20 protein-coding genes are annotated in these 24137 nt (G+C 50.3%); 17 read left to right on the forward strand and 3 right to left on the reverse strand.

All coding sequences use genetic code 11. The annotated features are described in order from the left end of the window. Window positions 1-114: 114 nt before the first annotated feature. Window positions 115-525: an iron-sulfur cluster biosynthesis family protein gene (locus FD19_RS07945; protein ID WP_054750697.1), complete on the reverse strand. Its 411-nt coding sequence runs from the start codon at window positions 523-525 to the stop codon at window positions 115-117. A 214-nt stretch (window positions 526-739) separates the two neighbouring features. Between FD19_RS07945 and FD19_RS07950 the strand changes: the two genes are divergently transcribed. The 14 genes from FD19_RS07950 to FD19_RS08020 all read left to right on the forward strand — a co-directional run bounded on the left by FD19_RS07950 (window position 740) and on the right by FD19_RS08020 (window position 15438). Continuing rightward, window positions 740-919: a ribbon-helix-helix domain-containing protein gene (locus tag FD19_RS07950; protein WP_054750698.1), complete on the forward strand. Its 180-nt coding sequence runs from the start codon at window positions 740-742 to the stop codon at window positions 917-919. Between the two features lie 295 nt (window positions 920-1214). Next, complete coding sequence (locus tag FD19_RS07955; RefSeq protein ID WP_054750699.1) at window positions 1215-1526, forward strand: PTS sugar transporter subunit IIB; 312 nt, start codon at window positions 1215-1217, stop codon at window positions 1524-1526. Window positions 1527-1532: 6 nt separating this feature from the next. Then, on the forward strand, window positions 1533-1883 hold the full coding sequence (locus FD19_RS07960; protein WP_054750700.1) for a PTS lactose/cellobiose transporter subunit IIA: 351 nt from the start codon (window positions 1533-1535) through the stop codon (window positions 1881-1883). After that, window positions 1880-3121, forward strand: a complete 1242-nt coding sequence (locus tag FD19_RS07965; protein WP_056969659.1) for a PTS sugar transporter subunit IIC — start codon at window positions 1880-1882, stop codon at window positions 3119-3121. Before FD19_RS07960 ends, FD19_RS07965 begins: the two co-directional genes overlap by 4 nt. A gap of 18 nt (window positions 3122-3139) precedes the next feature. Further along, entirely contained in the window at window positions 3140-5053 is a 1914-nt protein-coding gene (locus tag FD19_RS07970; protein WP_054750701.1) for a BglG family transcription antiterminator, read from the forward strand. 18 nt (window positions 5054-5071) lie between these two features. Beyond that, complete coding sequence (locus tag FD19_RS07975; protein ID WP_054750702.1) at window positions 5072-6520, forward strand: glycoside hydrolase family 1 protein; 1449 nt, start codon at window positions 5072-5074, stop codon at window positions 6518-6520. Between the two features lie 580 nt (window positions 6521-7100). Further along, complete coding sequence (locus FD19_RS07985; RefSeq protein ID WP_056969663.1) at window positions 7101-8384, forward strand: carboxylate--amine ligase; 1284 nt, start codon at window positions 7101-7103, stop codon at window positions 8382-8384. Further along, the gene (locus tag FD19_RS07990) at window positions 8374-8832 is read left to right on the forward strand and encodes a universal stress protein (protein WP_054750704.1); all 459 of its coding nucleotides are present in this window, start codon (window positions 8374-8376) and stop codon (window positions 8830-8832) included. The genes FD19_RS07985 and FD19_RS07990 overlap by 11 nt, the downstream gene beginning before the upstream one ends. 300 nt (window positions 8833-9132) lie before the next feature. Continuing rightward, window positions 9133-9726 carry a TetR/AcrR family transcriptional regulator gene (locus tag FD19_RS07995; RefSeq protein ID WP_054750705.1) on the forward strand — a complete coding sequence of 198 codons (594 nt, stop codon included), beginning with the start codon at window positions 9133-9135 and terminating at the stop codon, window positions 9724-9726. Between the two features lie 86 nt (window positions 9727-9812). Then, window positions 9813-10877, forward strand: a complete 1065-nt coding sequence (locus FD19_RS08000; protein ID WP_054750706.1) for an AI-2E family transporter — start codon at window positions 9813-9815, stop codon at window positions 10875-10877. A gap of 220 nt (window positions 10878-11097) precedes the next feature. Further along, on the forward strand, window positions 11098-11790 hold the full coding sequence (locus tag FD19_RS08005; RefSeq protein ID WP_056969665.1) for a 2,3-diphosphoglycerate-dependent phosphoglycerate mutase: 693 nt from the start codon (window positions 11098-11100) through the stop codon (window positions 11788-11790). Between the two features lie 173 nt (window positions 11791-11963). Continuing rightward, the gene (locus FD19_RS08010) at window positions 11964-12209 is read left to right on the forward strand and encodes a hypothetical protein (protein WP_054750707.1); all 246 of its coding nucleotides are present in this window, start codon (window positions 11964-11966) and stop codon (window positions 12207-12209) included. A gap of 212 nt (window positions 12210-12421) precedes the next feature. Then, on the forward strand, window positions 12422-13312 hold the full coding sequence (locus FD19_RS08015) for a phosphate ABC transporter substrate-binding protein PstS family protein (protein ID WP_054750708.1): 891 nt from the start codon (window positions 12422-12424) through the stop codon (window positions 13310-13312). A gap of 515 nt (window positions 13313-13827) precedes the next feature. Then, entirely contained in the window at window positions 13828-15438 is a 1611-nt protein-coding gene (locus FD19_RS08020; RefSeq protein WP_056969666.1) for a DUF262 domain-containing protein, read from the forward strand. Window positions 15439-15627: 189 nt separating this feature from the next. Here FD19_RS08020 and FD19_RS08025 read toward each other — a convergent pair whose 3' ends face one another. Together FD19_RS08025 and cls are read right to left on the reverse strand one after the other, a co-directional pair. After that, the gene (locus tag FD19_RS08025) at window positions 15628-17742 is read right to left on the reverse strand and encodes an AAA family ATPase (protein WP_056969668.1); all 2115 of its coding nucleotides are present in this window, start codon (window positions 17740-17742) and stop codon (window positions 15628-15630) included. Between the two features lie 328 nt (window positions 17743-18070). Next, window positions 18071-19528, reverse strand: a complete 1458-nt coding sequence (gene cls, locus FD19_RS08030; protein ID WP_054750711.1) for a cardiolipin synthase — start codon at window positions 19526-19528, stop codon at window positions 18071-18073. 274 nt (window positions 19529-19802) lie between these two features. Here cls and FD19_RS08035 point away from each other — a divergent pair, with 274 nt between their 5' ends. The 3 genes from FD19_RS08035 (at window position 19803) to FD19_RS08045 (ending at window position 24133) form a co-directional block, all read left to right on the forward strand. Further along, the gene (locus FD19_RS08035) at window positions 19803-21524 is read left to right on the forward strand and encodes an ABC transporter ATP-binding protein (protein WP_056969670.1); all 1722 of its coding nucleotides are present in this window, start codon (window positions 19803-19805) and stop codon (window positions 21522-21524) included. Beyond that, window positions 21525-23312: an ABC transporter ATP-binding protein gene (locus tag FD19_RS08040; protein ID WP_054750712.1), complete on the forward strand. Its 1788-nt coding sequence runs from the start codon at window positions 21525-21527 to the stop codon at window positions 23310-23312. It begins immediately after the preceding gene. A gap of 134 nt (window positions 23313-23446) precedes the next feature. Next, window positions 23447-24133 carry a VTT domain-containing protein gene (locus FD19_RS08045; protein ID WP_054750713.1) on the forward strand — a complete coding sequence of 229 codons (687 nt, stop codon included), beginning with the start codon at window positions 23447-23449 and terminating at the stop codon, window positions 24131-24133. Window positions 24134-24137: the final 4 nt, after the last annotated feature.

Here is a 24137-nt window from a genome sequence, read left to right on the forward strand (position 1 = left end):
CAGTGCAACAAAAATACCCCACCGGTAAAGGGGTACCGGTGGGGCGGTTGTTACCATATTATTGAGTTGGGTCATAGCGACCACGGTTGACCGACCGTGGTCGCTTTGTTTGGGCTAGGCACCACAGATGTTAACGCCCAGGGCCTGCATCTGCTGACGCAGTTCCTCAGTGTCCAAGTTCTGGGGTACGTAGCGCGCAACCGTGACGTTACCATCGATAATGCCACTGTCATCGCGCAGTACTAGCGCGGCGTTTTTGTAATCCAGGTTCAGGCCGTTGCCGAGGAACGTACTCTCTTCGCTGCCCGTAGTCAACGCCAGGTTGGCGTTGTTTTCCATCGGATCGGCGTAATCGGGATCTGCATCGTCACGTAGTACTAACTGGAAACTGCTACCAATGGTACAGGTGCCGCCGACCATGGAATACTTGCTGGAGCCGTCGTCCAGCGCAAGGAACACGTTGTCCGTATCGCGAATCTTGTTACGCAAATATTCTTGTGCTGCTGGTTTAATGTTAATCTTCATCCTATCAGCCTCCTCAGGTTGGGGCGTTAGTAACTGGTTCCTATCTACAAGGTATAGTATACACTAACCAAAAGTAAGTAGTCAACTAATGATACGATAGGGATAACTAAGGGTGGATGCCTTAGCAATCGCCAGTTGTGTTAAAATAAAGGCCGTTAGTAAGATGTCTGTAGCTGAGATGCTACGTTTCACGTAGTAGAAGGAGTATGACAATATGACTGAATCCACCGACATCACGATCAAACTACCAGCTGACATTATGGACCAGCTGGCCAAAGAGACCCAGGCGACGGGTGAGAGCAACGCGGAAGTAATTGCGCAGGCGCTGAAAGAATACCTGTACACGCAGCAGCAACAGCGTGAGTTCATCTTTGAGGATGACTGCAACGATTAACATTTAAATCTTAATATCTGTTAAATATCCCAGAGTGATTCTTGTAAAGGATGGCTCTGGGGTATTTTTATGTGATCAAATGAACGCCAACAAATTCTAATTTGAGAAATTAAGCGCAACAACATTTGTGCAAATATCACGGAATGCTTACGTCCACATTTTAATTCTAGGATTATTTTTAATAACAATTTTGTACACTAAAAGTTTCCTACCCCCGGAAACAACTTTGGCTCTAAGCCTAATTGTAAGCGATTACTATTAAAGCGTAGAAAAATTATGACAGGAGGAAATAACTATGGCAAAAGTTTTACTGGTTTGTGGTAGTGGAGCATCAAGCGGTTTTATGGCTGCTGCTGGACGTAAGGCGGCAAAGAAGGCTAAGTCCGATTTGGAGTTTAAGGCGCGTAGTGATTCTGAACTGGGAGACTTTCTCCAGGGGGTAGATTTACTACTAATTGCACCACACCTTAAGTATATGCTGCACGATGCGCAGAAGGAGGCTGATCAGTATGGGGTCAAGGTGGCCATTATTCCTCAAAAGGTATATGGAGCACTTGATGGCGCGGGATTAGTTACTTTTGCAAACGAGGAATTAAACAGGGGATAGGGTCGTATGGAAGCTAAGGAAGAAACGTTACGTGAAAATCTGAATCTCATCTCGATGCAGGTTATTTTACATGCTGGAAATGCTCGTGACACCATCATGAAAGTGTTCGATTTGCTCGCGGGCGATACCGTTGACTTTGAGCAGTTACATCAGTTACTGCACGATGCTAGGCAGGAAATAACCATTGCGCACAAGAATCAAACGGACATGTTGCAGAGGGAAGCAAACGGAGAATACATTCCTTACTCAGTCTTGTTTGGGCATGCGCAAGATACCTTAATGACAATTCAGAGTGAATTGATTATGGCTGAGAAATTGGTGCCGGTATTTAAGTCTTTGAAGGAGGAAAAGTCATGAAGAAGCTGATTACATGGATGACGGATGTATTTGCTCCTAAAGCAAATAAGATTGTCAAAAATCCATGGGTAGCATCCGTGCAAGATTCCATTTTAACAGCGATTCCAATGATTTTCATTGGGTCGTTTGCGACGATATTGTCACTCGTTCAGAACGTTTGGAAGGGATTCCCAGACTTTTCGATGTTGAGTACCTTTAGCTTTGGACTATTCTCATTATTTTTATCCTATTTGTTGCCTGAGGCCATTATGACCCACAAAAACCATAAGGATGTTGCCAAGGCGGCAGGGTTAGCCGGTATTGCATTCTTCTTGTTGGTGACGTATCCCTCGTTTACTAAGGCTGGGAATTTGGTCCTCAATATCAACTTGTTAGGCACTGGTGGGATGCTGGCCGCGCTGGTATCAGGGCTGTTCGTCGGTTTTGTGATGAACATTGCTTCCAAGTTCCAGTTTTTCGGTGAAGACTCCAGTTTGCCTGATTTTGTTGCTACGTGGTTTAACACGTTGATTCCGATTATTGTTGTTTTACTCATTGGATGGCTGTTCACGTTCCAGTTGCACTTCAATATGTCTGCGTCAATTACTAGTGTATTAATGCCGTTAGTTAAGATTGGTGGCAGTTTTGGCGGTTTTGTTTTCATTATTTTCTTGGGCTATTCGTTTTTGTACACTTTTGGTATTTCCAGCTGGATTATTTACCCAGTCGAAATTGCAATTGCCCTGCCAGGTATTGCTGCTAATGCCCAACAGGTAGCTAATGGTGGCGCCCCAACGCATATCTTTGTTGACGAAGTTATCGATATGTTTGTTATTGGTGGTGGCGGTGCAACCTTAGCATTAGCCATTATGATGGCTTTTATGGCCAAATCAGCTCGGATGAAGATGGTTGGACGTGCGGGCTTGATTCCGTCGATTTTTAACATCAACGAGCCAATTGTGTTTGGTGCACCAATTGCGTTCAACCCAATTTTGATGGTGCCAATGTGGATTATGGGACTACTTGGCCCAATTTCAGCATGGGTAGTTATGAAATTGGGCCTTGTACCTATTCCGGCTCACGTGTTTGGACTGTGGTACCTGCCAACTCCTATTTTTGCCTTTTTTGCCACCAAGTCATTGCGCGGTGTGATTTATGTAGTTGTACTATTTATTATTTCTTGGCTTGTTTACTTGCCGTTCTTCCGGGCAGCTGACAGTGTGGCTTTGAAGCAAGAACAGTCGGGTGATGACGAATAAAGTGAGAGAGACCTCAATATGAAACTTCAGGATAGTGATCTAGTTAAGTTCTTGCACGCTCATCGCAATTGGCAATCAGCGCAGACATTAGCAGTTCAATTTGGGGTTAGCACTCGTACAATACGTAACCATGTCAATAGTATTAATGCGTCCTCTTCTGTAATAGAGTCTGGGCAATTTGGCTACCGGATAAAATCACTAAATAGTGCGCTATTAGATACGCCAAAACAAAATATACAAAATCAGCTGTTTGGTATCCTCTTTGCTTCGTCGCAAGGTAGCGTGTCACTTGAATCGGTTATTAACCAAACCTATTTTTCGGAGGCAACGATTAAGGATGCAGTGGCTAAATTTAATCATGAGAACAAAGGAAATGACGTCCAGATAAAATTGAGTAAGGCCATGCTTACTTTGGAGGGCACTGAGTATAGTCGACGTCGCTTATTTCACCGGTTTGCAGGTGAACAGTTAAGGAGTTTAGGTCGTTTACAACCAGGTCCATTTAATTTAGCACATCTAATTCCCAATATTTCGATAGATTCCCTCCAGCAAATTATTACCTCGGTAGTTAACAAAAAGGACTTAGTTATTAATGGTTATGAAATGAATGATTTGCTGCTACACTATGCAATTTCCATCAACCGCATCATGCAGGGTAACAGCTATAGTCAATTTATTCAAAATAAAGGCCTTAAGAGTCGGGAGGAATATGAATTAACGCTCCAGATAACTGACCGCCTTTTTCAACAATTTAACCTTCGATTTAATGAATACGAAGTTAGTGCATTAACCTTGGCGCTGGTGGGTAAAACTATTGCGCGTGATACTAATAAGCAAGGTATAGAGGATTTGGAGCAGTACGTACCCAAACGCGTTGTTGATGCATGCTTGCAAGTGATTGATAAAACCAGCCACGAATATAATTTGCAGCTGAATGATCCTAGCTTTCAAGTACGCTTCATTATTCACGTCAACAACATGGTTAGTCGGGTCAGATTTGGGCAAAGTCCGCAAACTGAGGATTTTAGCCAGCTAACGCAACAGTATCCATTACTTTATGAGATGGCTCTTTACATGCTTGAAGCGTTATCAGATGAGCTGCATTTGACCATTGATCATTGTGAGAGTGTTTATCTATTGTTGCATTTAGGAGCATACCTGGAAAACGATCAACACCACTTAATCAACGCTGTTGTGGTTGTACCAGAGTATTACGATATGGCTACGAGTCTGTTAGAGCGACTTGATGATGTTTTTGGGCATGAGCTTCGAGTTACACAGGTCATGCAGGATATTCCTGGTGGAGGGATTCAGTTTGATTCACGACTCATTATTACTACGCAATCGCTAAAGACGATGCCGGATCAACGGGTAGTGCGGGTATCTCCGTTACTTTCGAGTATCGATATTGCCCGTTTGCATAAGGAAATTGATCAAATTGCACACCAAGATTGGGTGCTAAAAAATATTGGTTACCTTCACCGTTATTTATCGCGAGACCTATTTTTCAACCATATGCAATTTAAAACAAAGCAAGAAGCACTAGATTTTGGCGCACAACAATTTGAGAGTCAGGGGTACACGGATGATAAGTTTATCCACGAAATTTTGAAGCGCGAAAAATTGGCAGCAACAAATTTTGGTAATGTTGCTATTCCGCACACTATGCGTATGAAGGCTAAGCACACAGTTATGTTAGTAATCATGAATGATAAACCTATTAAGTGGAGCGCGGAAAGTAGTTGCAGGTTAATAATCATGATTGCCGTTAGTAATAAAGCGGTCCATGTTTTTGGTGAACTGCTACAGGTCATGATTAGCGCACTATCAATTAAACACAACGTAGAGTTGTTACTAGCGTGTGATGATTACGATCAGTTTGCCACGCAATTTGCAGATATGTTTAGTAAGGTCCGTCGAGAAGATATCTAGTAATGGAGGTTATAGTTAATGGATAAGAATTTATTGCATGCACAAGAAGGATTTCGACCTGATTTTATGTGGGGCGGTGCCATTGCGGCAAACCAGGCTGAAGGTGCTTGGGATGTTGATGGCCGTGGCCCAAGTCAAGCCGACATTATGCTATTACCCGATGAGTATAGTCGGTTGGGTTCTTTTGGGGAAAACGTGACCCGTGAAGAAATTGAGCGGGCACTCAATGATAAACAAGGGAATTATCCTCGGCGTAGAGGAATTGATTTTTACCACACGTTTGCCAGTGATTTGGAAATGATGGCAGAAATGGGCTTTAAATGCTTCAGAACGTCATTTAGCTGGAGCAGGATTTTTCCTCGTGGCGATGAGGGAAGCCCTAACGAAGAAGGGCTTAAGTTTTATGATCGGTTGATTGACAAGATGCTCGAATTACACATTGAGCACGTTATGACAATTTCGCATTACGAAATGCCAACCTACCTCATCACTGAGTATGGTGGGTGGTCTAACCCTAAGCTAGTTGATCTGTTCTTGAAGTTTGCCAAAGTGCTATTGGATCGGTACCAGGATAAAGTTAAATACTGGATTATTTTTAATCAAGTTAACGATGTGTATGGTTGGGGTGAATTCGCAGGCTTGGGTATTTTAAAGGGCGAGCATGCCAATCAGGAGCAGGCTAAGTTTCAGGCTGTTCATCACCAATTTGTGGCAAATGCTAAGACCGTTGAGTATGCACACAGCCTCAATAAGGGCCTGCAAATGGGGATGATGCTGGGTTATACGTCCATGTATCCTCAAAGCGACAAGCCTGAAGACGTCATGGCCGCGTATCAGCTCAATCAGAAAGAGTCCTATTTCTTCACCGACGTGACGGTTTTAGGCGAATATCCAGGCTACATGAAGCGTTACTTCAAGGAGCATGATATCAATCTTAAGGTCACGCAGGACGAATTAGACACTATTCGGCGTAACACGGTTGATTATATTGCCTTTAGTTATTACTCCAGTAGTGTTGTTTCGGCAGATAAGCCTAATGAGCAACAAGCTAATAACCATCTTGATGCGTCCATTTGGGGATGGTCATACGACCCCACTGGGTTCCGCTATGCATTTAACAATCTCTGGGATCGGTACCATCTACCACTATTTGTTGCTGAAAATGGTTTGGGTGCTCTTGATAAGGTTGAAAATGGCAAGATTCATGATTCGTACCGCATCGACTATTTACGTCAGCACATTGCTGCTATGCGGGAGGCGGTCAAGGACGGAGTGAATGTGATTGGTTATGCTTCTTGGGGACCAATCGACATAGTTAGTTATTCACAGGCCGAGATGAGTAAACGGTATGGCTATATTTATGTTGATTTGGATGATAAGGGTAATGGTTCCGGGAAGCGCCTTCGTAAGGACTCCTTTTACTGGTATCAGCGTGTTATTCAGTCTAACGGCGAGGAACTTGAATAGTAGCGAAAATGGCGGGCTTAAATTATAAGCTGCAACGAAAAAGGGGCCGGCGTTTGCTGGCCCCTTTTGTGATCCTTGATATGGTACACGCTGACTTTACCCATCTTCGTTGCACCGTTTATTACTACGTGAGGGCCAGTATCAGTAGCACAGCGATGATGAAAATAGACCACGACACCAGCTTAGTGCTGCTCAGTGTCGAACACGAAGTCTGGCGAGAAAAACTATCCCCGAAAATTATGCCGCTAATACTGAAGTTGACCAGATTGGCGATAATTGGTGCCAGGAGGGCGGCGGTGATTCGTCTGGGCTAATCACTTCCGGCGCGGTCACCTGGGAATCCTGTTCAAAGTGGCCGGCCACTGGCACTGGTTTCCTTCCTCCCTGACTTCGATTTCAGTACATCATTTTTGGTGACTGGCGGAAAAAACTTGGTGTTACCGGTACTTGGCGCTACGCCAGCGACAAGTAGTCCACGACGCACCTGTGTATTATTGAAAGCGCTTGCGTAGGTGGACCGTTCCCTGTGGTATACTAGAACCGCACTATTTGACAGGAAGATACCAAAGGGAGAGTGTTTATGGCTAGTCCAAACGACTATCGGCCGGTATTGCTAGGCAGTGACGCGACCACCTATGGCATGGCGCGTAACTTCTACGCATTAACCGGGCAGCCCGTGGACGCCTTTGCCCGTAACCAACTCGTACCGACGCGCTGGTCGCACATTGTGCACGTTCACGTGGTACCAGAATTAGATCAAGATGCCACGTTTGTGGCGGCAATGCATGACGTAGCGGCACGGTACGACGAGCAGGACGGACCACTGTTGTTGGTGGCTTGCACTGATACGTACGCCGAGTTGGTGGCGCGGCACAAAGACGAATTGGACCCACGGTTTGTTTGTCCCAGCGTCGATTATGATTTACTCAAGCAATTAAATGATAAGGAACAGTTTTACAACCTGTGTGGGGATTATGATCTACCCTACCCAGAAACCAAAATTATTACCCGGGCAATGTACGACAGCGGGGTGGCCATTACGTCACCGTTTAGTTTTCCTGTCATGCTTAAACCTACCGAGTCCGTGGAGTGGCAAGGCATCAACTTTCGGGGTCGGAAAAAGGTGTTTACGATCCACTCCCAGGTGGAGCTCAACACGATCGTGGCCCGTATCTACGAGCAGGATTATAGTTGCGACCTAGTACTACAGGACTTTATTCCGGGGGATGATAGCCACATGCGCGTGATCAACGCGTACGTGGATCAGCAGCATCACGTCAAGCTGATGTCGGTAGGACGGCCGTTACTGGTTGACCCGTCCCCAGCGGCTATTGGGAACGTAATGGCGATGTTGCCAGCATATGATCGCGAGTTGTGCGACCTGGTTCAGCCCTTCCTGGAGGGTATTGGTTACACCGGTTTGGCGAACTTAGACTTGAAGTTTGATGACCGCGACCAGACGTACAAGTTACTTGAGATTAACATGCGGTCAGGCCGTAGCGGTTACTTTCTCACCCTCAACGGCTACAATATTGCCGAGTGGCTGGTGCGGGATTACGTGACCCGTGACCTGGATCAGACCAACACGGTTTACGCACACGACGATCCGCGGCGGGCGTACCTGTGGCTGGGCGTACCGCGGCATATTTTTAAACGGTACACCCCAGACAGCGCGTTGAAGAACCAGGCGTTGACGTTGATCGACCAGGCACATGTGGGCACGACGATTTTTGACCCGCATGACTTTAGCATTCCGCGCTGGGTCCTCTTGCACCGACTATTTTTCGGTTATAATAAACTGTACAAGCGTTATTTTGCTGAACTCAAAGGCAACCTTAAGGAGGTTGAAGCGAATGGTAACTGAAGATGATTTTCAGGTTGAGTCACTACACTTTAAGCGGTTGCTACTGGCGGTCGACGACGATGATGATGAGTCCAGCCGGCGGGCGTTCAACTACGCTTGCACCCTGGCCAAAATCTACGGTATTCCGTTAGGCATCGTGTCGGTGCTGGAAACGGGTGATATGAACATCTTTCAGTCACTGTCACCGGATATCCTGGCGCAGCGGCGGGCAGAAATCACCCACAATCTGGATACCTACGTGGACAAAGCCACGCAGTTCGGGGTTGAGGATGCGCAGCCCATTGTGGCGGAAGGCAAGCCGGGCCGCGTAATCGTTGAAGAAGTAGCGCCGGCATTCAAGCCCGACCTGATCATTGTTGGGACGCATGAGCGCTCCAACAACCACCTGGGCAGTGTGTCTGCGTTTGTCACGCGCAACGCTAAGGCCAGCGTCATCGTGGTACGTTAATTCAGACATTGAATGATAGCCGCCAACACCGGATGGGTGTGGCGGCTATTACTGTTTGGTAGATCAAGTCGATTGGTCAAATATCGGAATTTTAATACCAGTATGAAACCGAAAGTGTTATAAATAACCTGAATCACGGCCCGACATTGAGGACCGCGTAACAACCATAATCACCGCTAGACCACGCATGGGGCGTATCTGTGACACCGCCCCCCTGCTTGTCACGGATATATTGGCGGTATTGATAAAGTGTGGTTTAATGGACAACAAGTAGACATTTACTGGACTGGAGGTGACGGCATGGCAACTGAATATACACGCGAGCAGCAGGCGTTTAGTCGCGAATGTATCCAAGAGGGGTTGTTCCTGCTGATGGAGGACCAGCCACTGGATGAGATTACGGTGAGTGCTATTTCTCAGCGTTCAGGAATTTCCCGGATGGGTTTTTACCGTAATTACAAGTCCAAGCAGGACGTATTGGACGACTACTTTAGCTCCCAGATGGATCATTTGATCGACCAGCTGGGTGAAGTGGAGCCGCTGAACGCGGAAAACATCATTCCCCGTTACTTTGAATTCGTCCGGGATCATTCGACCCGCTTTCGTCTAGCCATTGTGTCCGGTGGGGACCAGATCCTGCATGATTGCTTTGCGCGCACGGTGGGCAAGTTCTTTGACCAGAACGTCAAGCGACCGTGGTTTACCGGGACTTACGCCGAGTTCTGGCAGTCGTTTGTTACCTCAGGGCTTTACGCCGTAACGGTACGGTGGATCGGCGAGAACTTCCTGACGCCAATTCCGGTATTGACGTCGGTGGTCGCCCACCTGGCTGCCCAACCGCCGCGTGATATTTCCAACGTGGCCATTAACTCGACGGCTGATGAAGATGAGTAACCCCACATAGTAATTGACCGCCGGAACTGTACCTAGGTATAGTGCCGGCTTTTTATTTCCGTGTTACTGGGAACTGGAGGATTTACATGACCCCTTACCAACGTTTTGTTCATCACACCCGGGTACGGCGGCTGGCCGTACTGCTCGTTATCGTCATGGTCTTATGGCTGGTCCGTGACCTGATGAGCACGATACTGTTAACGTTCATCTTTACCTTTCTGATTATCCGACTGATTCGCTGGGTGCAGCGGCTCCTCCCACGCCTGCGACCGCTGTTCGTCGTCATTCCGGTGTACTTATTGCTGCTGGCGGCACTGTACTACGTCATTACGCGGTACGCCCCGATGATCGGGGAGCAGAGTTTGCACCTGTTTAATTCGGTCAGCAAGTTTTACAACAGCAAGGCTTTCGATGATAACCAGCTAATCCAGTGGGGGTTGAAGCAGCTATCAAAGATGAACTTGAAGCAACAACTGCAAAACTCCGTCACCACGCTACTCAGCGCGCTCACAAGCATCGGTGGGATGATCGTCACGTTCTTGTTGTCGCTGTTGCTGAGCTTCTTCTACACGATTGAGTTGGATTCGCTCAACGCCTTTGGCCAGAAGTTTTTGGATTCAACGTTCGGCTGGTTCTTTGCCGACGTCAGCTTCTTTGCCAAGAAGTTTATCAATACGTTTGGGATCGTCCTGGAAGCACAAATCGTCATTGCGTTGGTGAACACCACCATCACGGTTATCACCCTCTTATTCATGAAGATGCCGAACATTCCGAGTTTGGGCATCATGGTCTTCCTGTTGTCGCTGATTCCCGTTGCGGGGGCCATTATTTCGGTCGTCCCGCTGTCCATCATCGCGTACACGGTGGGCGGCTGGCAGGACGTCGCGACGATCATCGTGATGATCATCGTCATTCACATCCTGGAATCTTACGTTCTCAACCCGAAGTTTATGAGTAGCCGCACGCAGTTACCGATCTTCTTTACGTTTGTGGTTTTACTGTTTGCTGAGCACATCTGGGGCACCTGGGGTCTGATTGTGGGGATTCCGGTCTTCACCTTCCTGCTCGATATTCTGGGGGTCCAGCAGTCCGGCAAGTCAGGGGCCACGAACAAAGCCGCGGCGCCGGGTCGTGACGTGAGTGACCAGTAGTCGCCGATTAGTGGCGATCACTTTGAAAATAGCTTTGCCGATTACCCCGTTTGCTGGTGGTTTGTCACCGAGTGGGCGGGATTTCGTGCTACCTAGTGGTTCGGTGCGGCTGGTGGCGCCGGCTACAAACGAAGGTGGAACCACTAGGGCAGTTAGTGTAGAATGGGAAGGTAAATGCCAAGCAAGGTTTGGTAACTAAAAAAGTGAGGTAATTGTTAACATGGCAAAATTGGTTCTGATTCGTCATGGTCAATCCGAATGGAATTTGTCCAACCAGTTCACTGGCTGGCACGATGTTGACCTGTCCGAAAAGGGTGTTGAAGAAGCTAAGGCAGCTGGTAAGAAGCTGAAGGAAGCTGGCATCCAGTTTGATCAGGCTTACACTTCCGTTTTGACCCGTGCAATCAAGACGTTGCACTACGCTCTGGAAGAAGCTGACCAGCTTTGGATTCCAGAAACGAAGACTTGGCGTCTGAACGAACGTCACTATGGCGCTCTGCAGGGCTTGAACAAGAAGGAAACGGCCGAGAAGTACGGTGACGAACAGGTGCACATCTGGCGTCGTTCGTACGACGTGTTGCCACCATTGTTGGATGCTGATGACCCAGAGTCAGCAGCACAAGACCGTCGTTACGCTGACTTGGACCCACGGATCATCCCTGGTGGTGAAAACCTCAAGGTCACTCTGGAACGTGTTATCCCATTCTGGGAAGACCACATTGCTCCAGACCTGCTGGCCGGCAAGAACGTTATCATCGCTGCACATGGTAACTCTCTGCGTGCCCTGACTAAGTACATCGAAAACATTTCCGATGCTGACATCATGAACCTCGAAATGGCTACTGGCGAACCAGTTGTCTACGACTTTGATGACAAGCTGAAGGTTACGAACAAGGAAAAGTTAGGCAAGTAATTACCTGATGGATTCGGGAAGCACTCCACTTTCGGGGGGAGTGCTTTTTTGCGCCATGGGTTGGTCCTTACGGGCGCCCACGTGGCCATGCGCAGGCTCTGCGCGGCTGAAGCGCGCGATTGAGGGCTTGGCCGCGCGGCGATTACAGGTCAGAATGATTGGGGAACGTAGCAATGAGTAGTGAAAGTAGTGAAGTAACGCAGATTGAAATGATTCGGATCATCAAGCAGTTTCGGCAACAAGGGTTTCAAGGCAAATACGGTGCCATGCAGCGGGTCGCGGGGAGTGACCACGAGTACTTTGTGGCGCTGACAGACGCGCAGACCGCGATGACCGGACTATTTCGGATCGACCTCACTAGTAACCAGATTGAATTTCAGTACATGCTCGACGAGGACCACGTCTTCGCGGCAGACTAACAACAGTACCACCGTAACGGGGTCCCTCGAGAAGAGGGGCCCCGTTTTTTGCCGGTGGGCGGTTGGACCCGATGTAAAACCCGTGATTGACCGATACAAAGACAACACACTTCTTTACGTACGCATGCAGCGTTCCGTTACACGCCCCGGCTATCATTATCTTTGTAATCGGGATGGTTCTTGTTAATGCACGAAGAAAGAGGTAATTGCTGATGAAGTTAAGTAAGCTTGTCACTGTCGCCGTTGCCTTGGGCGCCATTGTAGTTGGTGGGGTGGTGGCCCATAACGGTACAGTTCAGGTTCACGCGGCCACGGTTTCAGGAAAAACGATCGCCGTGGGGTCAACGGCATTACAGCCGCTGGTTGAGCAGGCCGCGAAGGATTTCCAAACGAGTCACCCTCAGGTTAACCTGTCAGTCCAGGGCGGTGGATCTGGTACTGGCCTCAGCCAGGTGCAGGATGGTTCCGTGGAAATTGGGAACTCGGACATCTTTGCCGCTCAGCAGACGGGCATCAAGGCGGGCAAATTGGTGGACCACAAAGTAGCGGTAGTCGGTATGGCGCCAGTGGTCAACAAGGACGTGAGTGTTCACTCGCTAACCATGAAGCAGTTGCGCGAAGTCTTTACGGGCAAAGTCACCAACTGGAAGCAGTTGGGCGGCGCAAACCAAACCATCGTGGTAGTGAACCGTGCGGCCGGTAGTGGTACCCGAGCCACCTTTGAAAATGCCGTCCTGAAGGGGGCCACGGCCATTAAGACGCAGGAGCAGGATTCTAACGGCGCCGTGCAGAAGGTAGTTGAAAGCACGCCGGGCGCAATCAGCTATCTCGCCTTTGCTTACGTTAATCACGGTCTGCGGGCGGTCAACGTTAACGGTGTTAAGCCCACCGCGGCCAACGTCGCAACGAACAAGTGGCGCATCTGGTCCTACGAACACATGTACACGCCAAAGGGCAAGGACAACAAGGCTGCTGATGCATTCATCAAGTATATCCAGTCCAAGAAGGTCCAGAACACCTTGGTTAAGAAGTTAGGCTACATCAGTATTTCCAAGATGCACGTTCAGATGAACGCGCACAACAAGGTAACGAAGATCCGTTAAGGGGGGATGCCAGCGGCAATCCATTGATTTCTGCCGATTTGTGGATGTTAAGCCCGAACTGTCATTTATACGCTAAAAGCCGCTCAGGGATGGGCGGCTTTTGGTATGTGGTGATAAATTTACGGGTAGATGCTGCCTAATAAGGTAGGTCGTGTTCAAGGGTTTCGTCGAGTAACTTGGTGTCGGACCCAAGCCATAGATTGTAGCGCTTGGGGTGTACGCTCGCGCAATCGCAATATGCCGCTGGTGCCTGAGCAATCAACATCTGCAAGGTTTCTGACTTGTTGGTAAACTTCGTCGTACGTGAGTTGGTGGTCGGGCATTGTGTTTCAGCTCCGTCTTTGAGCTGATCCGAATATTGATCGAATTGGCGACTGAGTAAAGGAGTAATGCATGGCGATGTTCGCGCTGATTTGTTGCCCTCTTTTATGACTGGTTTTTTTGCTGTAAATATGGCAAGCATGCGGTTACAATTAAGGGAGTTAACTAATGGCTCATGGTGATGGAGGGATATTATGACCGAAATGAATTTTGCACGTAAATCGATTCAGAGTTTGCTGACCGAGAATTCCAACTTTGCAGTTCCAGCTTACCAACGCGGTTATGCGTGGGATGTTAACCAGTGGGAGGACTTCTGGTCGGATCTGCAGGAAGTTGTAAGCAGCGATGAGGATGACCATTTTCTGGGCCAAGTTGTTGTTAACAATCTTGACGGACGTGCATACATCGTTGATGGCCAACAGCGCGTAACGACCGTAGTAATCATGTTGGCGCTTCTCCGTGACCAGTTTGCGCACCTAACTGACAGTCCTAAAGCACAGGTTCGTGCCGAAGATATTCAAAATGATTTGATTTGTCGTAATGGCAACTATGTTTTCACACAGTCTGAGCAACTCAGTGACTACTTTCGGCAATTAATTCAGGTGCCCAATGAATTTGAGGCGTATAGCAAGCAGGCTAAAATTGATAGCGAAAAGAATTTTGTTAAGGCCTATAATTACTTCAATAATAAAATTCAAGCCGCATTTAAGACGCGCAAAACTATTCCTGAACGTTTAGAATATTTGGAATTGCAAAAGAAGATGCTGCTGGAGCATGAATTTGTGATGCTAATTTCTACCAACGATGAGTCTAGTGCGTTCATTATTTTTGAAACCCTCAATGCGCGTGGGCGTGATCTCGATAGCTCGGACTTACTTAAAAACCATTTGTTCCGCAAAGCTAAGGGTGATGATACCATCAAGCATTATTGGGATCAGATGATGGATCCTTTGGGGTATAGTTCGTCAGTTGCGACTAAATTTATACGTTCATACTGGAACGCAACTGAACCGTTTACCACGGAAAAGAAATTGTACCGGTCACTTAGCCAAAAAATTCAGACTGCCAACGAAGCTCGTGAATTTGTTAAAAAACTTGCCGAATTGTCTGACTTTTATGTGTCAATCTCCGATCCCAGAAAAGAATCCATCTTTAGTGACCAAGTCGTTATCCGAAATCTTTATGTGCTGAATTTGTTGGGCGCAAAAACTTTCTACCCGCTAATTTTGGTTATGATTGATCGTGATGATACCTTCAATGAACATGATATTGGGGTAGTTTTATTTAAAGTTATTTCCTTTACGGTTCGCAATTTTACAATTGGTGGCCTTGTTGCCAACCAGTATGAGAAGTCCTTTGCAACCATCGCCAATAATCTTTATCGGGGCAGTATTAATACAGTTGCTGAAATTAATCACGCTATCTCGGAGCAAATGACCTCTGATAGGCAGTTTGCCAACGACATCCTTACCGCTTCAGTTAAAACTGAACGAGCAGCGAAGTACATTTTGTCAGAACTTGCATATAGTAACGAAGTTGAAGACATCGATCTGAATGACGTGAAGGTGTTGGAGTTGAATGCGAATGTTGAAGATAGTGATCGTATTGGTAACAAGTTCTTGTTAACTAAAGAAGAGAATAGAAAGGCCAAGCGTTCATTGCGGGCAAAGGCCGACACGGTTGCACATGCCAAGTTTGCGGAGACTCGTAGCCTTGCTGAGAAAGTTAATACTATCGATAGTGATGGTATTGATGCACGGCAAGCTGCGTGGGCGCAAATGGCTGTTACCGTTTGGGCTAGATAAGGCCCACCTCAGGGTCTTATTGCCAATCTGTGGTTCATAATTATGCGACGCTACTAAGGCGTTTATTATTAGACCAATTTTATGTACACCAACGGCCCGGCGCCGTCACCATGCGTGACGTGCACCGGGCCGTTTGGGCGTGATTGTTAATTTGGTGCGGCGGGACACCCTGCCGTGTCCCGTGGACGATTACTTTGTGGTGCTAATAACGATTTGGCCGTTAACCAGGTCGGCCTGCAGCTGTTTAGCATCCAGGTGGTCGAGGTAGAAGTCCGTGACCTTATCGCGGATATTCCGTTCGATGACCCGGCGCAGTGGCCGTGCACCCATGGCTTCGTCATAGCCCTGTTCAATCAGCCAGTTCTTCGCGTCGTCACTGACCGTCAACGTGATGTGCTTCTTCGCCAACGTGGTGTTCACGTCTGTCAACATCAGGTCCACGATCTTGCTCAAGTCATCCTTGGTCAGGTGGCTGAACTCAACGATGCCGTTAAACCGGTTGAGAAATTCAGGACGGAAGTATGGTGCTAGCCGCTTCATCAGTGGCAAGTCCTTGTCCTGCTTGCCAGTCAAGGCTTCTTCACCAAAGCCGGCATTGGAAGTCGCGATGATAACCGTGTTCTTAAAGTTGACCACGTTGCCCTGACCATCCGTCAGACGGCCGTCATCCATGACTTGCAACAGTAGCGTCAATACCTGTGGGTCGGCCTTTTCGATTTCATCGAAGAGGACGATGGAGTATGGGTTCCGACGAACCTTTTCCGTCAGGGTGTTGCCGTTATCGCCGTAGCCCACGTAACCGGCAGTGGTCCCAATCAGCTTCGAAACCGCGGTCCGGTCGGAGTACTCGGACATGTCTAGCCGGATGATGGCATCCTTATTGCCGAAGAGGTCGCGGGCGAGTTGCTTGGCCAGTTCGGTCTTACCGACACCGGTTGGACCAACGAACAGGAAGCTACCAATTGGCCGGTTACCCTCGTCAAAGCCGGCACGGTTCCGCCGGATGGCACGGGCTGCCATGTCTACGGCTTCGTCTTGGCCGATGACCTTACCCTTGAGCCGGTCACCGATACCTTTGAGCCGCTCAATGTCGGATGCACCCATCTGGGCGACCGGAATCCCGGTCAGCCGTTCAACGGCGGCGGCGACGTCATTTGGCGTGGCCGTAGCCTGCTTGGTATCCGCATCGCCGTGGTCGAGCTGCTGCTGAGCCTGTTCCAGTTCGGTCTTCAGCTTAGCGGCCTGTTCGAAGTCTTCCTTCTTGGCCGCGGCGTCCTTCTGTTCGTTGAGGGACTTGATGCGGTCCTCCAGGGCGACTTTGTCCATGACCGGATGCTTAGCGGCTAGGTGTGCCGCCGTCATGTCCAGCAGGTCGATGGCCTTGTCCGGTAGGGAGCGCTGTGGAATGTACTGTACGGAGTAGTCCACAGCGGCGTGCAGTACGTCGTCAGGTAACTGGACGTGGTGATGCTGTTCGTACAGCTTGCGGACACCCTGCAAAATCTTAAAGGTGTCGGCTGGACTTGGGGCATTGATCGTCACGTCGTTGAAGCGCCGTGCCAATGCCGCGTCCTTCATGATGGTGTTACGGTATTCGTCCTGGGTCGTGGCCCCAATCACGGTGATATCCCCACGGGAAAGGGCGGGCTTAATGATGTCGGCCATACCCTTACTGCCGTTTTCTTCACCGCCGGTAGCGCCGGCGCCCAGAACCTGGTGGATTTCGTCAAAGAACAGGATAACGTTCCCTGCGGCTTTGACTTCCTTAATTAATTCCTGAATGTTCTGTTCAAAGGAGCCCCGGTATTGCGTCCCGGCTTCGAGGCTCGAGAGGTCAATCGAATAAATCTGCTTGTCCTTCACGGACTCAGGGACGTTACCTGCAACAATTGCTTGGGCCAGGCCTTCAACAACCGCGGTCTTACCAACACCGGCATCACCGACGAGAATCGGGTTGTTCTTAGTCCGCCGGCTCAGGACTTCGGCGGTCTCCTGAATTTCGTGTTCCCGCCCGATGACCGGGTCGAGCAGACCTTCTTTGGCTTCCGCCGTCAAGTTTCGACCAAGCTTTTCGAGAATGCCGCCCTTCTTGGTTGCCGATTCGCCAGTCTGCTGGACGGGAATCTCGTTGGCGGACTGGACGGGCAACTTGCCGGTGGCGCGGTACTGGGCGAACTCGTCGGGGGTCATTTCGTGGCCGTTGACGATGTAACGGGCAGAACCGTCACTACCCATGCGACGCATTACTTGGTTGAAGAAATCATCCATATCGTTGTTAAAAAATGGGTCTGAAAACTGTGCCATATTACGTTCCTCCTTGAGGGTTGAGTATTTGCTAGGTTTAGTAAACAGGAGTTGCAGTGAGCGTACACCACTCAGGGCATGGAAAAAGGTATCACCGACGTGGGCGGTACCTTGCTGCTGCTTATTAAACTGGCATCCGCAAACAAGTTGCCTAACGTCGTCCTCTTGTTTACATAATGTATTATCGCACCTGTTTAGCACTCTGTCAACTAGAGTGCTAAAAATATGTCAACTTGTTATTTGAAGTGGCGCCAACAAGAGCCCAACGCAAAAAAGCGGCCGGACTTTACGGCAAGTCCGACCGCTAGTAATGGTAGAGCTATTCGCGTTATAGAACGGGTGACAATAAGCGCGAGAAGAGTTGCTTGAACCGGAGCCAACGTCCTTGCGCTGCAATCATGCGGTCGGTCAGTTCGGTGCAGTCTTCCATGTCGCTTTGGTAAATGTCAGCCAACTGCCGCACAATGCTGTGGTCGTACATGAACGTATTGATTTCGAAATTAAGGCTGTAGGAGCGGAAGTCCTGGTTGGCACTCCCGACGCTCGCCATGTCGTCATCCACCAGCATGGTCTTAGCGTGCAGAAAACCGTTGTTGTAAATGTACACGTGGACGCCAAACTGGTGCAGGTAGTTGGCGTAGTACTGTGTCGCCCGGTAGATGAACGGGTGGTCGGGCATGCACGGAATCATGATGCGCACATCGATCCCGGCGGCCGCGGCCATCCGCAACGCCGTGATGACGGCGTCGTCAGGTACGAGGTACGGACTTTGAATCCAGACCCGCCGGCGAGCCGCGTTGATCAGTTTGATGTAACCCAGCTTAATTTGTTCGGTACTGGAATCGGGACCACTGGTCACCAGCTGCATGCTGGTGGTGCCAGAGATTTCTTTGTCCGGGGTGGGAAAGTAGCGGAGGTCATACTGCAGGTGGTCGGCTTGGCCCACGGAGGAGTTCCAGTCCATGATGAACCGCACTTGCAGTAACTGTGCCCCATGGCCGACAATTCGCAGATGGGTATCACGCCAGTAACCGAACTTGGGGGCCCGCCCGAGGTATTGGTCACCAACGTTAAACCCGCCCGTGTAACCAATTTTACCGTCGATGACCACGATTTTCCGGTGATCATGGTAGTTTAACCGGAAGCTCACGATGGCATTACGGCTAGTGACAAAGGGGACGGTTTTCCCGCCCGCGTCGTGGAGGGGCTTAAACCAGTGGTGGGTGGTGCCGTGGGAGCCAAAGGCATCGTAGACTACCCGCACTTCGACGCCTTGACGGGCCTTTTCGACGAGTAAGTCACGCAACTGGGTACCAATTTTGTCCGGGTAGAACGTGTAATATTCGATGTGAATACTGTGGCGTGCCGCCTTAATGTCGGCAAACATGCGCGCAAATTTATCGTTACCATCCGTGATAATCTCGATGGCGTTGCGCCGAATGAGTGGGGCGTTATCTAACTGGCGGAACATTTCGACCGTTGAGGCGCGGTGCTGTGTAATTTCGTCGGTATCCGTACGTTTTAACCGGGGGAGGCTATCCCGCTGGGTATCGATGACTTCTTTGAGCCCAATCCGGTCGGCTGTGCGCAGGCGGAAAAGCTTGGTGTTGCCCAGTCCGCGGCCCGTAAAGAGGTACAGAATAAAGCCGAACACCGGTATAACGACTAGCACCAGGAGCCATGCCCAAGTGGCGGCAATATTACGCTGCGCGTGGAAAACGGTGATGATCGCCGCAACCCAGTCCAACAGCACGATAGCTAGAATAATCCAGTTGACAATCTGCATAAAATAACCCTTTCACTTGACGTTTACGCAGGTAAGTATACCACGCTGATGCTGGCCATCCCATTGGTAGTTGGTGGGATGTACGTCCCAGTCGCGGAAGTGGCGGATTACATCTGGGGCGGGAGACGTACCGCCCCCACGAATTGGATCCAAAGGTAACCACCCATGGTGCAACGGGGACGATTATGCTACATTAGATGAAGATAAGGTTTTAGTGAAATTATGGCGGGGCCATGTAGCTCCGCCTCATTTTACGTTGGGGGAGGTTGTTGCTATGCGGGTCCTTTGGCCATACTTGCGCCGGCATGCCGGTACCGCCGCTGGGGCGGTTATTACCACGATTTTGCAAGCCGCTGCCATTCTGTGGCAGCCATTTCTATTGCAGAAGGTGTTGGCGGCCATCATCGCTAACCAGCAGGCGACCGTACTCACTTTGGGGTTACAGTTGCTGCTGGTGGCACTGCTAGGCATCGTTGCTGGCATCTTCAATACCGTTTGGGCTGCCCAAACCGCCGTGCGGGTTGCCGCAGATATGCGTACGGACTTGTATCAGCGCATTCAACGCTTTGCCTACGCCGATATTGAGGCCTTTAGTGCGTCATCCCTTGGTGTGCGCATGACCAACGACATTAACCAGGTGCAGATGCTCGTCATGTCGATCCTCCAGATCGTTTTGCGGGTCCCCATCACCTTTGCGGGCGCCCTCGCGCTAGCGTTGCTGGCCATTCCTGACCTCTGGTGGTTGCTCCTAGCCATGATTGTGGTGATTGGCGCTCTGGGGGCCTTTATGACCGTCAAAATGGGGGGCTACTTTGGCAAAATTCAACACTACATTGATGAAGTGAACACCATCGCGCGTGAAAACATGATGGGTGTGCGCGTCGTGAAGAGTTTTAACCAGGAAAACGCGCAGATGGCTAAGTTTAACCACGCATCTGGTTTGATGGAGACGCTGAGCATCAAGATTGGGTATGCCTTCGCCGTGATGGTTCCCGGGTTCTTCATGATTGCCAACGTTGTTGTTGGTGTTGCTGTGCTACTCATTGGGAACCAAATTACCAGTCATCCGGCATACTTAGCCGTTATTTCGTCGTTTGTGGGGTACGTGCTCCAGATTTTGTACGCCCTGATGAACGCGGCGTTTATCGCCACCGGGGCGACGCGGGCCTTTGTTTCCCTTGGGCGGATTGGTGAGGTGCTACGGCACGCGCCGTCGATGCTGTTTCCTAACCGGGCGCCCGTGTTGAACCTCGACGGCGGGATCGAGTTGCGGAACGTCACGTTCACCTATCCGGGTGACGACGAACCCGTGCTCAAAAATATCAGCTTCAAAGTCCAACCAGGTGAGATGCTCGGCATCGTGGGTGCGACTGGGAGTGGCAAGTCCACGCTGGCGCAATTACTAGGGCGATTATTCGATCCCGACACCGGTGCCATTTTAGTGGGCGGTCACGACCTACGGGAACTAAACCCACGGAGTATCCGCAAAGCCGTGGCGGTGGTGCTGCAGCGGTCGACGCTGTTTTCGGGTACGATTGCCAGCAATTTGCGGCAAGTTCGGCCGGACGCCACGGTAGCCGACATGGAGTGGGCGGCCAAGATTGCCCAAGCAGCCGAGTTCATCGACCAGCTACCTGAGCGTTTCGACGCGCCCGTGGACGAGCGGGCGGCAAACTTTTCTGGTGGGCAGAAGCAACGGTTGAGCATTACCCGCGGTCTAATTGGGCAGCCAGCCGTACTGGTGCTCGACGACGCGACCAGTGCGTTGGATGCGCGTAGTGAAAAGCGGGTGCAAGAAGCATTGGCGCGGGACCTCGGCCACATGACGACGGTTATTATTGCGGAAAAGATTTCGTCCGTGATGCACGCCGACCGTATTTTGGTCATGGATCACGGTCGCGTGGTCGGCAACGGGACGCATGCCGAGCTGGCGGCGACAAACCGGGTCTACCAAACTATTCTGGATTCGCAGCGTAACACTGAGGAGGTGGGCTAAATGCAAAGTGATTTTCAAATTGCACGTCATTACTTTGGCCACTACCTCAAGCCGTACCCGTGGCAATTGATCATCAGTGTGCTGACTGTGGCCATTTACTGCGGCGCAGCGGTATACACCCCCATTTTACTGGGTCACGCGGTGACGCAACTGACCACCGTACTGGCTGAGTTTCGCGCTCATCAAACCGTCGTTATGGCACCCTTTATCCGGACGGCAGCGACGATGATTACCATTAACGTGGTGGCAGGATTTGCGGATTGCGCCACCTCAGCCATTTTGGGCTGGGTCGCCGGTGTATCAACCTCCCGTATGCGGAGCGAACTATTCGCCAAAATGCAGCGAATTGGGGTCAGCTATTTTGACCGGACTGAGGACGGGGACTTACTGGCCCGGTTTACCAGCGATCTCGATAACATTTTTAATGCCATGAACCAAGTGTTTGTCAACAGTTTCTATTGGTTTGGTTCCCTGATAGGGGTCCTGATCATGATGTTTTCTAGTAACGTCATGATGGGCGTCGTGACGATCATTACTACGCCACTGGCGGTTTTGGTGTGCTGGTTCGTCATCACACACGCCAGCCGGGCGGTCAACGAGCAACAGCGTGCCGTTGGGGCGCTGAACGGCTACATTAATGAACAAATTACCGGTCAGAAGGTCATTATCACCAACGGTTTGCAACAACCGTCAATTGCCGGCTTTACCAGCCGCAACGCGACGGTGCTGCAAGCGGCCCAGCGCGGGCAAATTTGGGCTGGGATGCTGATGCCGGTCATGTCGGGGCTGATGCTCCTGAATACGGCCATCGTTATCTTCTTTGGTAGTTGGTACGTACTGCAGGGCAACATGGCGCTGGGGACCGGGCTGGCCGTGGTGGCCGTCTTTGTCCAGTATGCTCAGCAGTATTATCAGCCAATCATTCAGTTGACCAGCGTGTATAACATCATCCAGCAGGCCGTCACTGGTGCTCGGCGCGTGAGCGAAGTCTTTGCGCAGCCCGATGAGGTCCGGTCCACCGATGGCAAAGTGATTGACGGGGTGCACCACGGCGTTAAGTTGACCGACGTCCACTTTGGCTACCTGCCAGGTGTCGAGATCTTGCACGGCATCAATATTGATGCGCCACGCGGGCACATGGTGGCGCTGGTGGGGCCGACCGGTTCGGGGAAGACCACCGTAATGAACCTGCTCAACCGTTTTTACGATGTCGATACCGGGAGCATTACCATTGATGGCACCGACATTCGCGCACTCGAACTTACCAGCCTGCGGAACAACGTCGGCATCGTGCTACAGGATCCGCAGTTGTTTTCGGGCACCATCCGGGATAACATTCGTTTTGGTGATCCTGATGCTGGGGATGCGGCTGTGATCAACGCCGCCCAGCAGGCCCGCATCCACGATTACATCATGACGTTGCCCGATGGCTACGATACGCTAATTACGGATGAACAGTCCGTCTTCTCTGCCGGACAAAAACAACTGCTGAGTATCGCGCGGACGATTTTGACCGACCCGCCGGTATTGATCATGGACGAGGCCACCAGCAACGTGGATACCGTCACCGAGGCGCAGCTGCAGGCAGCGATGAATGCCGTCACGCGTGGGCGTACCAGCTTTCTGATTGCTCACCGGTTGCGGACCATCGTGCATGCGGATGAGATTGACGTGTTGCGCCATGGCACTATTATTGAACGTGGCACCCATGCGGAATTGATGGCAGCGAACGGCTTTTACGCCCAGTTGTACCGGGACCAGATGCCGGAGTTGGCGACCAACGCGTGAGGGCGCTATTTGCTGGGGCACGAGCACTGGCTGAAACGCAGTTGTCCCAATTGACACCAACGGGCGACTGCATTATTATCATTGGGTCGAGAAAAGGTGAGTGGTAACTCACCTAGATGCTGGGAGGCGATGGTGTGCGGTGGTTACGAACGGATTGGTCAAGCCGGCGTGGGCGTGTCGTCACCATCATCGTCGCACTCGTGCTAGTGGCCATTCTTGGTTACCGTTACTGGGACCAGTTGAATGCCCTCTGGCGGTCGGCGCGCCACTACAAAGCCTGGTTGCTGGCCATGCGGACGTTAGGTCCCGTTGACCTCCTGATTTTTACCGCCTTATTGGTCATTATGGCGAACATCCCGGGAGTACCCATTTCGGTGCTGGCATTCTTTGGTGGTGTTTGTTTTGGCCATTGGCGGGGGTTCATGGTGGACGCCGTGGGGATGACCTGTGGCAACATGCTACAGACCTACTTGTTTGGTCAGGTCGGTCGGAAGCGGCAACCGCCGGATACGTGGCTGTACCGCTTACTCGTCAATGCTCGACGGCCCGAAATTGTGCTGGCGATCGGCTATGCGGTGCCCATGATTCCCACGATGTTTGTTAACGTGGCGGCTAACCGGGTGACCATTACCCGGCGACGTTACGTTGCGGCGTGCGTCCTGGGCACCAGCACCGTGGCCTTTGTGTACGCGTTTGGTGGTGACCTGGTTACAAGTGGGCAGTGGCCGGACGTTTTGGTGGTCGTGATCGTGGCGTGCGTGGCGGCGGCGATTGCGTGGGCTTTCACCCGTGTACGGCGGCATGTGCATAATACTAAATAAATGA

The organism is Lacticaseibacillus thailandensis DSM 22698 = JCM 13996, assembly GCF_001436135.1.
Lineage (GTDB): Bacteria > Bacillota > Bacilli > Lactobacillales > Lactobacillaceae > Lacticaseibacillus > Lacticaseibacillus thailandensis.

Excerpts from the sequence above, each read along its gene's own strand:
- FD19_RS07945 (WP_054750697.1), bottom strand. The coding sequence starts at position 525 with ATGAAGATTAACATTAAACCAGCAGCACAAGAATATTTGCGTAACAAG.
- FD19_RS08025 (WP_056969668.1), bottom strand. The coding sequence starts at position 17,742 with ATGGCACAGTTTTCAGACCCATTTTTTAACAACGATATGGATGATTTC.
- FD19_RS07970 (WP_054750701.1), top strand. The coding sequence starts at position 3,140 with ATGAAACTTCAGGATAGTGATCTAGTTAAGTTCTTGCACGCTCATCGC.
- cls (WP_054750711.1), bottom strand. The coding sequence starts at position 19,528 with ATGCAGATTGTCAACTGGATTATTCTAGCTATCGTGCTGTTGGACTGG.
- FD19_RS07965 (WP_056969659.1), top strand. The coding sequence starts at position 1,880 with ATGAAGAAGCTGATTACATGGATGACGGATGTATTTGCTCCTAAAGCA.
- FD19_RS07990 (WP_054750704.1), top strand. The coding sequence starts at position 8,374 with ATGGTAACTGAAGATGATTTTCAGGTTGAGTCACTACACTTTAAGCGG.
- FD19_RS07960 (WP_054750700.1), top strand. The coding sequence starts at position 1,533 with ATGGAAGCTAAGGAAGAAACGTTACGTGAAAATCTGAATCTCATCTCG.
- FD19_RS07955 (WP_054750699.1), top strand. The coding sequence starts at position 1,215 with ATGGCAAAAGTTTTACTGGTTTGTGGTAGTGGAGCATCAAGCGGTTTT.
- FD19_RS08005 (WP_056969665.1), top strand. The coding sequence starts at position 11,098 with ATGGCAAAATTGGTTCTGATTCGTCATGGTCAATCCGAATGGAATTTG.
- FD19_RS08010 (WP_054750707.1), top strand. The coding sequence starts at position 11,964 with ATGAGTAGTGAAAGTAGTGAAGTAACGCAGATTGAAATGATTCGGATC.
- FD19_RS07950 (WP_054750698.1), top strand. The coding sequence starts at position 740 with ATGACTGAATCCACCGACATCACGATCAAACTACCAGCTGACATTATG.
- FD19_RS07985 (WP_056969663.1), top strand. The coding sequence starts at position 7,101 with ATGGCTAGTCCAAACGACTATCGGCCGGTATTGCTAGGCAGTGACGCG.
- FD19_RS07995 (WP_054750705.1), top strand. The coding sequence starts at position 9,133 with ATGGCAACTGAATATACACGCGAGCAGCAGGCGTTTAGTCGCGAATGT.
- FD19_RS08040 (WP_054750712.1), top strand. The coding sequence starts at position 21,525 with ATGCAAAGTGATTTTCAAATTGCACGTCATTACTTTGGCCACTACCTC.
- FD19_RS08035 (WP_056969670.1), top strand. The coding sequence starts at position 19,803 with ATGCGGGTCCTTTGGCCATACTTGCGCCGGCATGCCGGTACCGCCGCT.
- FD19_RS08020 (WP_056969666.1), top strand. The coding sequence starts at position 13,828 with ATGACCGAAATGAATTTTGCACGTAAATCGATTCAGAGTTTGCTGACC.
- FD19_RS08000 (WP_054750706.1), top strand. The coding sequence starts at position 9,813 with ATGACCCCTTACCAACGTTTTGTTCATCACACCCGGGTACGGCGGCTG.
- FD19_RS07975 (WP_054750702.1), top strand. The coding sequence starts at position 5,072 with ATGGATAAGAATTTATTGCATGCACAAGAAGGATTTCGACCTGATTTT.
- FD19_RS08015 (WP_054750708.1), top strand. The coding sequence starts at position 12,422 with ATGAAGTTAAGTAAGCTTGTCACTGTCGCCGTTGCCTTGGGCGCCATT.